The organism is Alteromonas sp. ABE4_545, from assembly GCF_056161325.1.
Window position 1 is genome coordinate 467,540 of sequence record NZ_JBSWYY010000001.1, and the last position, 15,250, is coordinate 482,789.

The window sequence follows — 15,250 nt, forward strand, 5'->3', positions numbered from 1 at the left end:
AATATGCTTGCCAATGCTTATGCCAAATCAGCGTTATGTTGATGTAAGCTGAAAAATATCGGCAAAGGATTACACGTCAGCACCAATAAATCTATAGCTGGCAAAGTGAGTGGGGAAGATTGCGTCAATTAACCATGATTTGCTAACTGACTGCGTATTAGAGCGCAAAGTTTGTCCATCGTCATTGGCTTTCCAAACATATAACCCTGGCCCAGTTTAACCCCGAGTTCTAACAAGGCCTGACGCTGCATGTCGTTTTCAATACCTTCTGCGACAATGTCAACATTGATATTTTCAGCCATGTCGACAATGTGGGGAATGAGCGTTGAGCGGATTGCTCCACCTTCCATTTCACTGACAAACGAGCGATCAATTTTCAGTGTGTGGCAAGGAAAAGCTCTGAGCTGGTGTAAATTTGAATAGCCAGTGCCGAAATCGTCGATAGCAACTTGAAAGCCCATTTCAATCAGTGTGTTGAGTGTGGCGATAGCACCTTGCTGACTGAGTCGCTCGTCTTCGGTCACTTCTACCACTGGCTGAAAGTGCTGAGGTTTACCGGCTTGGGTTAACTCCAGAATACGGCCAGAATCAATGTCTCTGGCAAAGAAATTAATGTTGAGTTTGAAGTTTTCAACCAGAGCGGCCGCTTTTTCGATATCACGGACAGCCTGATCGTGAATAATACGTGTGAAAGACCAAGTTTTATTCTTATTAATGATGACAGGAATAAACTCGTCCGGAAAAATAGCCCCTTTGTGATCTTGGAAACGAGCCAACACCTCACAACCAATGATCTTACCCGTGCTCAGGTTGACAATGGGTTGGTATAAGCAATAAAAACAGTGTTTATTTAACCCTCTCAGCAGGCGTGATTCCAAAGAACGGTGTTTTTGAAGCAGGAGGTTCAGTATGACGTAGGCAAGGCAAAACGTCATAAAGGATAAAACGACCCAGCTCAACAGTGTGGTCTCGTAGTACAGATAAAAGTTTTGTTTTGTAGCAAAGGTAACAATGCAGTAAGGGACAACATCACTGCAACTCTGTTCTACGATGTGGGGGAGTGCACGGCCTTCGGTGTATCGCTCGTACAGTGAAGGTGTGCCGGCTAAGTGCAGCGTTGTTTTGTCGCTGGTATACACCAATTCCCATTGAATATAATGATTAATTAGGTCTTTTAGAAAACCATTGCTGACAACGGCGTTGTAATCTCCCATGCGAACAATGATCGCTTGGCGTTCATTGTCGAACAAAATCACCCCTTTGTTTATCCACACTTTGGCTTGGCGCGGGCCAATATAGTCAGGCTCTATTTCTTCGTAAGGGAGTGAGAGACGTCCTAGCCCTGTTGTGCATTGCAGTGCATCGTTCTCTAAATAGCCAATGTCTTTAATATAGTCTGAAAGAAACAAGTGTTTGCGCATGGCGAGCATCGCCTCGGGGCTACAACTTTCTATTCCTAAACTGTTGAGTGAAGCGAGGGTGTTGACGATGTCTCGGGACAGAATTTCAATTTGTTGCAAGCCATTAACTTGCTGGTCGAGCAATAATTGCCGGTAATTTTTTTCGAGATAATGAATCGCGAGATAAAGTGGTGCGATACCAATAATAATGCTGATCACTAACAGCATTAATTTTTCTCTTATCCTTGAAACCCTTTGAGACACCCTGACTCCTTGATTTTACTGCGGCATCATTCACCCTGATAATGGGGGCAACGAATAGGTGTTGCACTGTTTCATTATAGCTATTTAGTAAACGAGTACAGTAAATTTTACTAAATTTCATTTATTTATCTGCATAAAGCAGCGTATTGTTAAAACAAGCTGTTACTTATTTGGGTAAACAGACGCATAGGCGATGAAATAAGACCAATGGTGCAGAGCCGGCGGGTCGATTGCGTATAACCTAAACGCTACACAGAACAATAAACATAAAAAGGTGAACGATGAAAAAATTAGCAGGGCTTTTATTGGGCGTGTCTTGTTTAACCAGTATGTTTTCAGCACACGCTGAATCACCGGTGGCGATTGCTATTCACGGTGGCGCGGGCACAATTCTGAAAGCCAATATGACCGACGAACAAGAAGCTGCATACAAGGCAAAGTTGGCTGAGGCGGCACAAACGGGGTATCGCCTATTAAAAGCCGGAGCTAAAGGCGAAGAGGCGGTAATTGCTGCCATTCAGGTGTTAGAAAACTCGCCTTTGTTTAATGCAGGTATAGGGGCTGTTTATACCTTTGACGGTGAGCACGAGCTCGACGCATCAATTATGCATGGCGGTACTATGAATGCGGGTGCCGTCGCAGGTGTAAAAACCATTCGTAGCCCTATTGAAGCGGCCTACCAAGTTATGCAAAAGTCACCCCATGTGATGCTCAGTGGCAAAGGCGCAGAAGCCTTTGCTGAGTCTTTAGGTATGGTGCCGGTCGATAATGATTTGTTTGATACAGAGCGACGATTTAAAGCGCTGGAAAAAGCTAAAAAGCGTATTTTAAGTGCCCATGTGCCTTATGGTGGTCAGCAAGGCAACGAACGTTTTGGTACTGTAGGGGCGGTGGTATTGGATAAAGACGGAAATCTGGTCGCTGGCACCTCAACGGGCGGGATGACGGCAAAGCGTTATGGTCGCATTGGTGATTCGCCAGTGATTGGCGCTGGTACATATGCCGATAATGACAGTTGTGCCGTTTCTGCAACTGGTCACGGCGAGTACTTTATTCGTTATCACGTGGCGGCTGATATTTGTGCGCGTATGAAGTACAAAGGGCTAACATTGCAGCAGGCCGCAGACGAGGTGGTAATGGGCGTTTTAGTTGAAGCGGGTGGCGATGGCGGTGTAATTGCTATCGACGCAAAGGGCAATATTGCCACGCCGTTTAACTCTAAAGGGATGTATAGGGCTAAAATCGACGTAGACGGCAAACTTTCTATCGGTATTTATCAAGACTGGGCTGAATAACTTATCCGGTGTGCAACGCTCGTTGCACACCTATTCTTAAACTTTTGTTCTTTTTCTGTTAATCCATTCGCTGTTTTTTCAAACTAAGACTACGCTAACAATATGGCTTTATTTCCCGTATTCAGGGAAGGTGAGCAGTTAGGGAAGTGAGTCAGGAGCAGGGCGGAGCACGCTGTGAGTGTGTTGTGTGTACGCGTTGCCAACATAACAACATCAAGCTTGTGAGGTTGGAAAACTGAAAACAAGCTGTGGGAGGCATTATGGAATCACTTCAAGTGGCTCGTTATATGAGTCATCACCCAGTAAAGTTACATATTGATATGCCAGTTGCCGAAGCCGTAGAGCGGTTGCTGGATTCACACCAAACCGGAGGCCCTGTGATCGATGCAAATGGGCGCATCGCAGGATTTCTCTCTGAACAAGACTGTATTCGCAACATGATGGAGTCGAGTTACTATCGCGAACAAGTGTGTCGAGTGAAAGACATCATGACAACACCGGTAGAAACCGTTAAGCCTTATACGTCGATTCTTGAGATAGCACAGAAAATGATAACCTTGGTCCCAAAAGTCTATCCGGTGGTGGATGACGACGGTTACCTAGTTGGCTGCATTACTCGTACCGACGTATTAAAGGCTATCGATATGCACTTGCGATCAGGCTATAAGCAAGCGAGTTAGCCCTGCGCAGCTGGTGACATTTTGTTTTTTAAAGAAGAATTTGCCGTGTTAGTCATACAATACTGGAAATGAAACGCGGCTTCTTCTAGGATCGCTGCCTCAACGAAAGGAAGGGCAAGCGGTTTGAGCCAACAAGACACATCATTACCATCGATTAAATCTCTGTATTCTTTGCTAGAGGCTTGTCTACACAAAGACAAGTTTCCGCTACGCCGTATGCTTCGCAAATTGGGGCAAATGAAAGACGCGGCTGAACAACAAAAACAGCATGAAGCCATAGCGGCTCGGGTTGCAGAATCGGTGGCAGCAAAAACAAGACGTCAGGAATTATTGCCTGACGTGGAGTATCCGCCTCTTCCTGTTAGTGAACAAAAAGATTTTATCAAACAAGCGATTGCTAATAATCAGGTTGTTATTGTTGCAGGTGAAACCGGCTCAGGGAAAACCACCCAGTTACCCAAAATTTGTTTAGAGCTGGGCCGTGGTGTCGACGGTATGATTGCTCACACTCAGCCTCGTCGTCTTGCTGCGCGCAGTGTGGCGACCCGTATTGCCGAAGAGTTAAAGTCACCCTTAGGTGAAAAGGTCGGGTTTAAGATCCGTTTTTCCGACCAAGTGAGTGATAACACTTATGTGAAATTAATGACTGACGGTATGCTTTTGGCAGAGATGCAGCAAGACCGCTTTCTCAATCAATATGACACCATTATTATCGATGAGGCACACGAGCGTAGCCTGAACATTGATTTCTTGCTCGGTTATTTAAAGCAGCTTCTGCAGAAACGCCCTGAATTAAAGCTCATCATTACGTCTGCAACCATTGACCCTGAACGCTTCTCTCGACACTTTGGTAATGCGCCAATCATTGAAGTAAGTGGGCGTACTTATCCGGTAGAAGTGCGTTATCACAGTTATGAAGACGCCGACGTTGATCAAACCGATGCCATTATTGCTGCCGTTGATGAACTGAAAAGTGAAGCGCCTGGGGATATTTTAGTATTTTTAAGTGGTGAGCGAGAAATTCGCGATACCCAAGATGCGTTGGAAAAACAGAAATACAAACACACAGAAATCGTGCCCTTGTATGCGCGCTTATCTGCCAGTGAACAAAATCGGATATTCCAGTCTCATAGTGGTCAGCGCATTGTTTTGGCGACCAACGTAGCAGAAACGTCACTCACCGTACCGGGCATAAAATACGTGATCGACCCAGGTACCGCACGTATTTCTCGTTATAGTGCACGCAGTAAAGTGCAACGCTTACCCATAGAGCCCATTTCTCAGGCCTCGGCTAACCAGCGTGCAGGTCGATGCGGGCGGGTATCAGAGGGGATCTGCATTCGCTTGTACAGTGAGGAAGACTATCTATCTCGTCCAGAATTCACTGATCCTGAAATACTGCGTACCAATCTTGCGTCTGTCATCCTGCAGATGCTGGCATTAGGGCTGGGCGATATTGCCAATTTTGACTTTGTGCAGCCGCCAGAAAATCGCAATATCAATGACGGCTTCCGATTGTTAGAAGAAATTCAAGCGGTCAGTAAGCAAAAAGGTAAAACCTCACTCACTCAATTAGGGCGAAAAATTGCCCGTTTACCCATCGACCCGCGCTATGCGCGCATGGTCATTGCCGCGGCTGACAACAACGCTGTGATGGAAGTGATGGTGATTGCTGCTGGCTTGTCGATTCAAGATCCGCGCGAGCGACCTCAGGAAAAGCGTCAGCAAGCCGATGAAAAGCACGCTGTTTTTGCTGACAAAGAATCGGATTTTATTGCCTTGTGGAACTTGTGGCAGGGCTTCCGCGAACAGCAAAATGCGCTCAGTCAAAATCAGTTACGCAAGTGGTGTAAAGCGAACTTTATCAATTATCTTCGCATGCGTGAATGGCAAGACATTGTGAGTCAGTTGAAAAAGTCGGTGGCTGAAATTGGTTTGGGGATCAGTAAACAAGAAGCCGACTATCAAGCGGTACATCAGTCGATTTGTACTGGCTTGTTGTCTCATTTAGGTTTTAAAGACAAAGATAAAGAATATCTCGGGGCGCGTAATACCCGCTTTATGTTGTTCCCCGGTTCAGGTATCACTAAAGCCAGCCCTAAGTGGGTGATGGCGGCTGAATTGGTCGAAACCTCGCGATTATTCGCCAGAATGAACGCCAAAATCGACCCTTTGTGGGTTGAGCCCATTGCTAAGCATCTCACGCGTTCAAATTATTCAGAGCCTCACTGGTCGAAAAAACGTGGCGCTGTGGTGGCGAGTGAAAAAGTTACTTTGTTTGGTTTACCCATAGTGCCGCAGCGCCATGTGGTGTATAGCCAAATCGATCCTGTGGTATCACAACAGTTATTTATTCAACAAGCGTTGGTGTTGGGTGAAACCAAACTGAATTTTGACTTTTTAAAAGACAACCAAGCACTGCTTGAACAAGCCGATGAATGGGAGCAAAAAACACGTCGTCGAGATTTGATGGTCGACGAGCAAACCCTGATCGACTTTTACGCAGCGCGTTTACCTGTGGATGTGAACAACGAAGCAGCATTCAAAAAATACTGTAAGCAAGCGGATAAACGTGAAGCCCTGCGCTTAAAAGAAGAAGATGTATACAAGCAGCAACCTGGCCAAAGCACGGCGAACGCGTTTCCTGATACTTGGAAGCAAGGTAACTTGCGCTTTCCACTGACCTATCACTTTGAACCTAACGCCCCAGACGATGGTGTGACGGTGAATATTCCACTGCCGCTACTGAACCAAGTCGATGATATTGGTTTTGATTGGTCTGTACCTGGGTTACGTCATGAACTCATTGTGGCTTTGATTAAAGGCCTACCGAAAAAGCTCCGTCGGAACTTTGTTCCAGCGCCAGATTACGCCCAAGCGTGTTTAGATGACATGGCCATGACCGACAGCAAGGGGCGACCGGTCAGTTTGTTCGAAGCGGTCACACATAAGCTGCGCAGAATGACCGGTATTACAGTGGAATTGGAAGACTGGCAACAAACCCAACTTGAACGGCACTTGGTGATGCATTTTGCAGTAGTAGATGCTGATAACAATGTGCTTGGCAGTGGTGATGACTTGTCGGCACTGAAAGCGCAATTACAGGGCCGTGTGCAACAAACCTTTGAGCAAGCGGCCACACCTGAGTTGGAGCGCAAAGATATTCAGACATGGGATTTCGATAGCCTCCCAGAAACCTTTACTCAAAAACACGGTGGTTTTGAAGTGCAAGCCTTTCCCGCACTGGTTGTACAAAAAGGCAAAGTGAATATTGAGCTGGTGGATGAAGAAGACAAAGCGAAAAAGCTACATCAACAAGGGGTTAATCAACTACTTAAAATGGCCATGCCTTCTCCATTGAGCTACTTGGAGAAAAAGCTGCCAAATAAAGCTAAGCTCGGTTTGTATTTCAATCCTTTTGGTCAGATTAAAGCGCTGATTGATGATTGTATTATGGCGGGTATCGATGCTTTGGTGACAGAATTTGAAACCAAACAAGGTAAAGCGGTAAGAAGCAAAGCGGATTTTGATGCTTGTTTGGATGTCGTTAGAGCGGATATTAACGATAAGGTGCTGGAAATTGCCCAACAGGTTGAAACAGGGCTAACCTTGGCACATCAATGTCAGAAGCAAATGAAAGGAAACGTGCCTTTGTCTATGGTTGCGGCGCTGGGCGCGGTGAAGCAACACTTGAATGAGTTGGTGTATCCGGGTTTTGTGTCGGTAATAGGCGCAAGCAGGCTCGCAGATTGGAATCGGTATTTAAAAGGGTTGGCGAGACGTTTAGAAAAACTACCGGTTGATCCAAATCGCGATCGATTGCAGCAGGTGCAGATTGATAAAGCGACAGCGGCGTATGAAGCTGTGCTTAAGCGTTACCAGTCTGCCCAGGTTCCGGCAGCCTTGCTAGAAGGGCGTTGGATGATCGAAGAATTACGCGTTTCTTTATTTGCTCAGCAGTTAGGGACGGCTTACCCAATTTCGGTTAAACGTATTCAACAATTTCTGGACGATTTTTAGTTCCTTACATACAAAGACTTAACTGGGAATTGTGGTTGAACGAAAATTGAACGTTGGAGATAACGTCTTCTTAACATTGACATTCGTAAATTGACACCCTATAACGTGAAGAGAAGATGTTGTTCTTGCAGTAAGCACGACGTGTAACAGCGCCAGTGAGTAGGACCAGCAGACCCGAGAGTCACGGATTGCTAGTAATGTGAGTTAGGAGAGGTAAGGATATGTTGGGGTACGACGATAAACGCAATTTCTTTCGTATGATGGTGAATTCTCCATGCCAGATGGAAATTAACGATGAAGAATCAAGCCGTACTATTCAAGCGGTATGTAAAGACATCAGCGCAACAGGTATGTCGCTAGAAGTAGAAGAACCATCAATTGAAGTGGGCACACAAGTGAGCGTGAGTATAGACTCAACCAGTTCACAAATACCGGCACTGGCGGCCTTAGCTAAAGTCGTAAGGTGCGTACCCGAGTCAGAAACCTCGTGTATTGTCGGCGTTGAAATAACAGAAATGAAATAACGAAATAAAAAACTCCGCCAATGCGGAGTTTTTTATTTTTACCTCGCTAAGCGCGCAGGCTTTAGCATACTTCACACACCAAACCTTTAAGGTAATAACCCTCAGGGTAAGTGCCGTTCACAGGGTGATCAGGGGCTTGTGACAAGCGCTCGATAATTTTTATTTCTCTTCCGGCATCAAGGGCCGCATCAGCGACGATTTTTTGAAATAAATCGGCTGGCATTAATCCCGAACAGCTGAAGGTGAGCAAAATACCGCCCGGCTTCACAGCGTGCATGCCATAAAGGTTGATGTCTTTATAACCGCGACTCGCGCGTTTGAGTGAGGCTTTGCTGTCAACGAATTTAGGCGGATCGAGTACGACTACGTCAAACTGGCGCTGTTGTTCGTGAAAATCACGCAACACCTGAAACACATCACCTTTAATCTGGGCAAAGCGTGAGGTGTCAAAGCCGTTTAATTCTCTGTGCTTTTCACCGTAATCGAGAGCATGCTGTGATACATCAACGTTGGTCACGTGCTTGGCTCCACCCTTTAACGCATAGGTGGCAAATGTGCCTGTGTAACTAAAGCAATTTAAAACGTCAGCACCCTCAGTATAGCGGGCTGCTGCAGCTCGGTTATCGCGTTGGTCGAGATAAAATCCGGTCTTATGGCCTTGCTCAATATCGACAAGAATGCGGACGCCGTTTTCCTCAATTTCCACTTCGCGAGGTGGTTCACCGGACAGCGGTTGGGTAAGTGGCTCAAGCCCTTCTTTTTGGCGTACATCTACGTCACTGCGCTCATAAACGCTAACCGTAGGTAAGCATTTGGTCACCGCCCACACAATTTTATTGCGGTGCTTTTCTGCGCCTGCGCTGAGTAGCTGCAGTACGGCTACATTGTTGTATACATCTATGGTGATGCCAGGCAGGCCGTCTGATTCAGCCGCGACAAGACGATAGGCATTGGTGTTGGCTTGTTTGATGACATGCTGACGTAAACGCAGTGCTTGCTCGATACGGCGCACGAAAAAGCCGTTATCAATACTTTCTTGCTGGTCGAATGTCCACATTCTCACTCGTATTTGAGATTCAGGTGAATAAGCCCCACGGCCTAACCATTCACCTTTGGCACTCACTACTTCTACTGTATCACCTAATCGACAACGCCCTTTTACCGTTGCAATAGCCCCCTCAAAGACCCAAGGATGACGACGTTTCAGCGATTTTTCGCGTTCAGGTTTTAATACAACAGTGGCAGACATAGCGATACCCAGTAATTCGAAAGGCGCGAAGTATAGCGGTTTTTAGCTTTGTAGGCGAGGTTGCGCAAATAAATAAGCCGGATTGTTTAAGGGCTATACCAATGGGTTGAAGGTTGGGAAATTGCCCACAAATTAAGTGTAGTAGTGAAAGTGTTTACATCGCAATTTATTCAATCAACACCAAGAAAAGGAATGACTATGCAGTTCGTCAGTCACGCTCAAGAAGCGCTCAGCATCGCTGAATGCGATGCCCCTACACTCAAGGCCGATCAGGTGAGAGTGGCGGTAAAAGCATTTGGCATTAATCGCGCCGACCTACTGCAACGAGCGGGAAAATACCCGCCGCCCGCAGGAGAGAGTGAAATATTGGGCTTGGAAATGGCGGGTGAGATTATTGAGCTTGGTGAGGGCGTAACTCAATGGCAACTTGGAGACCGTGTTTGTGGCCTAGTTGCAGGAGGCGGTTATGCTGAAGAGGTGGCGGTAAATGCCGATCATTTGATGCCGTTGCCGGATAATTTAAGCTGGGCAGAAGGCGCGGGATTGACTGAGGTGTTTATTACGGCATTTCAGGTGGTTGATGAAATTGGTCAATTGCAACGGGGGCAATCTGCGCTGATCCATGGTGGTGCCAGTGGCGTGGGGCTAGCTGCTTTGCAACTTTGCCGAGCGATGGGGGTCACTACCGCTACCACTGCGTCGTCGGAAGAGAAATTGGCTTTGTGTCGAGAGATGGGCGCGGCAATCACCATTAACTACAAAGACCAAGACTTTGCCAATGAATTAAAACAGCAAAAGCAGGGCGCAGATTTAATTTTGGATATGGTAGGCGGAGACTACTTAAATCGAAATTTATCGGTTTTGAATATGGACGGTAAAGTTGTTTATCTTGCAATGCTGGCTGGCCGCTTTGCCGATCAACTCGACCTCGCTAAATTGTTAGCCAAACGTGGGTCAGTGATTGGCAGTACGTTGAGAAATCGCACTGATGCTTATAAAGCACAATTGATTAAACGGTTTACTGAGCAATACCTGCCTTTATTCGAGTCAGGTGAGCTAGTAGTGAATCTCGACAGTGTTTACTCTGTGCATGCCATTAACGAAGCTCACGAGCAAATGGCGAGCAACAATACCAAAGGTAAGTTGGTGGTGACTTGGTTGACACAAACTGGCGGTGAGGCTAGCTAAACAAGCCCAGACTACATTAAAAAAGCCCAGCGAGGCCAAGTTGCTGGGCTGTAGTCTGATCACATTAATAGCGATTTATGCTAATACGGCTTTCAACGCTTTCACACAGGCGTCGGTTTCTTCAGGCGTTCCTACGCTAATACGAGACCAGCTGTCGTAGCCCGGCCAAGTTCTACCTACCACTTTCACTCCTAATGCGCGCATCTTTTTCGAGAACTCGTCATGCGGCATGCCTGTATCTAAATAGATGAAGTTACCCTGTGGGTTTTTCGCGTAGGGACGGCCAAGTGACTCTGCTGCGGCGGTTAATTTAGTGCGCTCAACTTTAATGCGCTGACGCATGGTATTTAAGTTTTCAGTGTCGTCCATGCTCGCCATTCCAGCCACTAGGCCAAGGTAGTTCACGCCACCCATACGTAGCATGCCTCCCATTTTCTTTGCTTGTTCTACGGGCATAATGGCATAACCAAGGCGTTGCCCAGCCATGGCATGTATTTTTGAGAATGTACGACAAATCACCACGTTGTATCCGTCGGCTGCCAGCTTGGTTTGTACATTGGCAGGGTAGGCATCTGACATTTCAATGTAGGCTTCGTCGATAAATACTTGCGCTTTTTGTGAAACGCGCTTGGCGAAAGCGGTGAGTTTTGCGGGATCAAGCACACGGCCGACAGGGTTGTTGGGGTTACAGATGTACACGGCTGTCGTGTCGTCGGTGACGGCAGCTTCAATCGCGTCCAAGTCGAAATCCATATTGGCATCAAGGGGGACGTAAGTCACATCGGCACCCATAAATTCAGCGCCACGGGGTACACCCTCATAAGTCGCCATTGATGTCACCAGTTTGTTCCCATTTTCCGTGATCCATTTGGCATAACCGAAAAGGATAGGAGATGAGCCATTGGTAATGACAACCTGCTCGGCAGACACACCTTCTTGTTTGGCGATTTTCTCGGCTAACACACTCACTGTGGCATCGGTATAACGCCCTAAATAGAACAACTCACTTTGCATGGCTTCAACGGCTTTCGCTGAGGGGCCAAAGGCATTTTCATTGGACGACAAGCGAATGAGACCATCATTGAGGTTTGGCGTAGCAGAAGGGAAGTGGTCTGTTTTCATACCAGCGGCATTCAAGTCTTTCACACTTGAATCCATGCAGGCAGTTAACGCAACGGCACCCGCCCCCAACCCTACATTTTTAAGCCACTGACGACGGGAAGTATTGATTTGAGGAATGTTGCTGATTTCACTTTTCATAGGCCACTCTTTTGATGGTTAATTATACGCTGCTTATAATTTATACGATTTTTACTACACTAGAACTAATTAAAGAGTGATGCAATAGCTGATTTAAATATAACCAAATCAGCGGCTTGGCTAGCTGCGAAAAACAAGCTCAAAAGCATAGTCATGAAAATGCTATATGTTGCTATGAGTGACTAAGACCGGGAACTATGAGGGAATATGTGTGTAGAAGCGTACAAGTGGGGATGAAAAAGGTCGGATGAGATAAAACAAAGACTACGCTTGGTAGCCTTTGTCTTCTTTGAGGTTTTTGCCCGAAGCGGCGTCTCTGGCAAGATCGTCACAACGTTCGTTTTCTGGGTGGCCACTGTGACCCTTTACCCAATGCCAGGTTACATGATGCTTTTGCACGGCTTCGTCTAGACGCTGCCATAAATCAACGTTTTTCACCGGTTTTTTAGCGGAAGTACGCCATCCGTTCTTTTTCCAGCCTTTTATCCACGAGTTTATCCCGTTTTTTACGTACTGACTGTCGGTTGTAATATCGACATTACATGGCTCGGTGAGCGCATTTAGCGCGACGATAGGCGCGAGCAACTCCATACGATTATTGGTGGTTAACGCAAAACCTTCACTCATTTCTTTACGGTGTTTGCCGTACACCATCACGGCCCCATAGCCACCGGGGCCGGGATTACCTAAACACGAACCGTCAGTAAAGATTGCAATATTTTTTTTCGCCACTTTTTCTGCCACTTGGGCTCCTTTTCTCAGATAAACATGGTCTGCACGACCTAGCTTGGTATACTAACTGAAAAATGATTCAAATAAAGAAATGATATGCGTCAGATAGTATTGGATACAGAAACCACAGGTATTGACCCAAAAGAAGGGCATCGCATCATTGAAATTGGTTGTGTTGAAGTGATTGGTCGTAAGTTAACCGGTAATCACTTTCATGTGTATATCAACCCTCAGCGAGAGATTGAACAAGAAGCGATCGAAGTTCACGGTATAACCAATGAGTTTCTCGCAGACAAACCACTTTTCGCCGATGTGGCTCACGATTTTATTGAGTTTATTCGCGGAGCGCAGCTTGTCATCCACAACGCACCGTTCGACGTCGGATTTATGGATCATGAATTTGCGATGCATGCAGGTTCTCGTGGTACGGTAACCTCTGAAATATGTTCGGTACTTGATTCATTAGTACTCGCGCGCCAGATGCATCCGGGACAAAAGAACAACCTTGATGCGTTGTGCCGCCGTTATGGCATCGACAACAGCCACCGTGAATTGCACGGCGCTTTGCTGGATGCGGAAATTCTCGCCGACGTTTATTTGTTGATGACTGGTGGCCAAACAAAGTTAAATTTGGCCGGAAACAGTGCTAACGACGGCGATGAAATGGCGGTTAGACGAATAGCCAGAAATGGAAATAAATTAAAGGTTATCAAGGCGTCAGCCGATGAATTAGTGCAACACGAAGCCCGGTTAGATATTGTTGAAAAAGCCGGTGGACAATGTTTATGGCGCCAAGAGTCATAAACCTCAACTGAGTGAGATCAGGATTTTGCGCTTTGTTACTTTTTGCCTTCTTCTTTCTTTTTGTATGGGAGCGAGCGGCGTCTATGCTCAGGAGTCTGCCCAGTCTGGAGCTGCGGTAGATGAAGAAGACTTTTCACCCATTGAAAATATTGGTGATGAATTTCAAAATAGTATAAAGCTGCTGCAAAATCGTTTTCGTGTCGACCACAATGTCAAAGAACTTACTATGGTGTTCTTCCGTCAGTACGGCTCTGCACCTATTGTGCTGGTGCGTCCTGACGGTTCAAAAATATTTCAAACACAAGTAGAAAATAGCGATTCCAAAGACATATTTTGGTATGACAGTGATAGCTATGATCTGATCCATATTAAAAATCCGGTAGCTGGGCCGTGGCAAGCGGTTGGGCAGATTATCCCGGGTAGTAAAGTGATGGTGCTCAGTGATATTCAACTGCACGCTGACCCTCTACCGCCTATTATCTTTTCTGGTGAAATTCTCAAACAAACGGCCTACTTAACTAATGGCGATAAGCCGATCGAGTTTAAGCAGTTTCGAGACGTCGTTGCCTTGTCGATTGAGTTTAAAAGTACCAACAACCCGAACTATGACAATTTTGGCGCTGGTGATGAGCTGGTAGCCACTTTTGAAGACAATGGGCAGGGTATGGATGAAGCGCCGATGGATGGCACGTTTACGGGGCAGTTCAATTTGTCTGTGCCTGCGGGGGAGTGGCAACCTATCTTTCGCGTTAAAACCCCTATGTACATGCGTGAATTGTCTAGCGATTTACTGCTGCTTTATCCTACGCCGATTAAAATGGAAGTAGAATTAAGCGAGAAGGGCAAGGGTTATCACACGTTATTAATTGATGTTGAAAGAGATTTGGTTGATCTGCATTCATTGTTGGTTGACGGTGAAGTTCGTTTTCCAAATGGCGAGTCACAGAGCTTTTCTATTACTGATATGTCTGACAAGGTGCGTGAGCATGAAATTGTGGCTTACGACTATGGGATTTTCAGGGTCAAAATGACGGCTTATGGTAAAACGGTTGATGGCCGGGATTTCATTATTGATGTGCCTGAGTATAGTTTTTTTGCGCCTGAGCCTGAAGAAGAGGTTGTGGAGGAGGAAGCTGTCCCTGATCTTGAGGCTTCATTAATGGAAGAAATGCCGATGGAGGCCTTGCCTGAGGAAGAGCCTCAGGATGTGGTGATGCTTATTTTACTCATCAATGGCTGTATTGTGGTGGTTGGTGTATCGGTTATTGGTGTGATTTTATTTTTGCGTAAGCGCAAACGTAAGGCGGCTTTAGCGGCTGCTGCTCCGGCGGCTGATACTGTTGATGGTGCGGATGCGTTAGCGTCGGTTGGTTTTATTGGCAAGCTGTTGGGTAAATTTAAAAAGAAAAAGCCTGAGGTGGAAGAGTAGGGTCTTTTGCTTCGTTTCTTCGTAGTTCTTTAGTTCCTAAAGTTGAATTCTTCGTAGTTCACTTGGCAGTGAACAGGTTCGGCTCAGAAACACGCGGTGAATACGTCCCTGTACGCTCGTGTCGCCGCATCCCTGCGGCGAACGGTTTCTGACTCGAACTTGTCCTCTGCTGGTCGCTCTTTCTTTGTGCATCTCGCTTAGTTTCTTCGTAGTCCGGTCGCTTGGCGGTAACAGTGTCCCTCAGAAACGCGCTGTAAACACATCCGTGTGCGCTCGTGTTGCCGCATCCCTGCGGCAAACGGTTTCTGATGGACACAGCCACCGCTTATCGCTCTCTCGTTTACTGTGTATATCCCGCTTTTAATCTTTTAAGGAAAAGAAAAGCTGGCTCTAATCTCTACGGTA

The 15,250-nt window shown here is 46.3% G+C and carries 11 protein-coding genes; 7 read left to right on the plus strand and 4 right to left on the minus strand.

Features of this window, described 5'->3' with window-relative positions; all coding sequences use genetic code 11:
• Positions 1–128 precede the first annotated feature (128 nt).
• Positions 129–1,664 (minus strand): EAL domain-containing protein, encoded by a 1,536-nt coding sequence (locus tag ACXAH6_RS02135; RefSeq protein WP_474874975.1) that lies wholly within the window; start codon positions 1,662–1,664, stop codon positions 129–131.
• Positions 1,665–1,993: 329 nt separating this feature from the next.
• On the opposite strand from ACXAH6_RS02135, the gene ACXAH6_RS02140 reads away from it, so the two are divergent.
• The 4 genes from ACXAH6_RS02140 to ACXAH6_RS02155 all read left to right on the plus strand — a co-directional run bounded on the left by ACXAH6_RS02140 (position 1,994) and on the right by ACXAH6_RS02155 (position 8,183).
• Positions 1,994–2,959 carry an isoaspartyl peptidase/L-asparaginase family protein gene (locus tag ACXAH6_RS02140; protein WP_474875040.1) on the plus strand — a complete coding sequence of 322 codons (966 nt, stop codon included), beginning with the start codon at positions 1,994–1,996 and terminating at the stop codon, positions 2,957–2,959.
• Between the two features lie 260 nt (positions 2,960–3,219).
• Positions 3,220–3,639 (plus strand): CBS domain-containing protein, encoded by a 420-nt coding sequence (locus ACXAH6_RS02145; protein ID WP_474874976.1) that lies wholly within the window; start codon positions 3,220–3,222, stop codon positions 3,637–3,639.
• Between the two features lie 123 nt (positions 3,640–3,762).
• On the plus strand, positions 3,763–7,659 hold the full coding sequence (gene hrpA, locus ACXAH6_RS02150) for an ATP-dependent RNA helicase HrpA (protein WP_474874977.1): 3,897 nt from the start codon (positions 3,763–3,765) through the stop codon (positions 7,657–7,659).
• A gap of 221 nt (positions 7,660–7,880) precedes the next feature.
• Positions 7,881–8,183, plus strand: a complete 303-nt coding sequence (locus ACXAH6_RS02155) for a PilZ domain-containing protein (RefSeq protein WP_474874978.1) — start codon at positions 7,881–7,883, stop codon at positions 8,181–8,183.
• A gap of 61 nt (positions 8,184–8,244) precedes the next feature.
• Here the strand turns inward: ACXAH6_RS02155 and ACXAH6_RS02160 are convergent, their stop codons facing one another.
• On the minus strand, positions 8,245–9,432 hold the full coding sequence (locus ACXAH6_RS02160; protein WP_474874979.1) for a class I SAM-dependent rRNA methyltransferase: 1,188 nt from the start codon (positions 9,430–9,432) through the stop codon (positions 8,245–8,247).
• 198 nt (positions 9,433–9,630) lie between these two features.
• Between ACXAH6_RS02160 and ACXAH6_RS02165 the strand changes: the two genes are divergently transcribed.
• Positions 9,631–10,620 (plus strand): NAD(P)H-quinone oxidoreductase, encoded by a 990-nt coding sequence (locus ACXAH6_RS02165; RefSeq protein ID WP_474874980.1) that lies wholly within the window; start codon positions 9,631–9,633, stop codon positions 10,618–10,620.
• Between the two features lie 75 nt (positions 10,621–10,695).
• Here the strand turns inward: ACXAH6_RS02165 and ACXAH6_RS02170 are convergent, their stop codons facing one another.
• Entirely contained in the window at positions 10,696–11,880 is a 1,185-nt protein-coding gene (locus ACXAH6_RS02170) for a pyridoxal phosphate-dependent aminotransferase (protein WP_474874981.1), read from the minus strand.
• A gap of 264 nt (positions 11,881–12,144) precedes the next feature.
• Positions 12,145–12,612, minus strand: a complete 468-nt coding sequence (gene rnhA, locus ACXAH6_RS02175) for a ribonuclease HI (RefSeq protein ID WP_474875041.1) — start codon at positions 12,610–12,612, stop codon at positions 12,145–12,147.
• Between the two features lie 96 nt (positions 12,613–12,708).
• Here rnhA and dnaQ point away from each other — a divergent pair, with 96 nt between their 5' ends.
• Both dnaQ and ACXAH6_RS02185 read left to right on the plus strand, forming a co-directional pair.
• Positions 12,709–13,416 carry a DNA polymerase III subunit epsilon gene (gene dnaQ, locus ACXAH6_RS02180; protein WP_474874982.1) on the plus strand — a complete coding sequence of 236 codons (708 nt, stop codon included), beginning with the start codon at positions 12,709–12,711 and terminating at the stop codon, positions 13,414–13,416.
• Positions 13,370–14,845, plus strand: a complete 1,476-nt coding sequence (locus ACXAH6_RS02185; protein WP_474874983.1) for a TIGR03503 family protein — start codon at positions 13,370–13,372, stop codon at positions 14,843–14,845. Before dnaQ ends, ACXAH6_RS02185 begins: the two co-directional genes overlap by 47 nt.
• Positions 14,846–15,250: the final 405 nt, after the last annotated feature.

Coding starts and splice junctions, on each gene's coding strand:
- ACXAH6_RS02140 (WP_474875040.1), top strand. CDS start 1,994: ATGTTTTCAGCACACGCTGAATCACCGGTGGCGATTGCTATTCACGGT.
- ACXAH6_RS02145 (WP_474874976.1), top strand. CDS start 3,220: ATGGAATCACTTCAAGTGGCTCGTTATATGAGTCATCACCCAGTAAAG.
- ACXAH6_RS02155 (WP_474874978.1), top strand. CDS start 7,881: ATGTTGGGGTACGACGATAAACGCAATTTCTTTCGTATGATGGTGAAT.
- ACXAH6_RS02160 (WP_474874979.1), bottom strand. CDS start 9,432: ATGTCTGCCACTGTTGTATTAAAACCTGAACGCGAAAAATCGCTGAAA.
- ACXAH6_RS02165 (WP_474874980.1), top strand. CDS start 9,631: ATGCAGTTCGTCAGTCACGCTCAAGAAGCGCTCAGCATCGCTGAATGC.
- ACXAH6_RS02170 (WP_474874981.1), bottom strand. CDS start 11,880: ATGAAAAGTGAAATCAGCAACATTCCTCAAATCAATACTTCCCGTCGT.
- dnaQ (WP_474874982.1), top strand. CDS start 12,709: ATGCGTCAGATAGTATTGGATACAGAAACCACAGGTATTGACCCAAAA.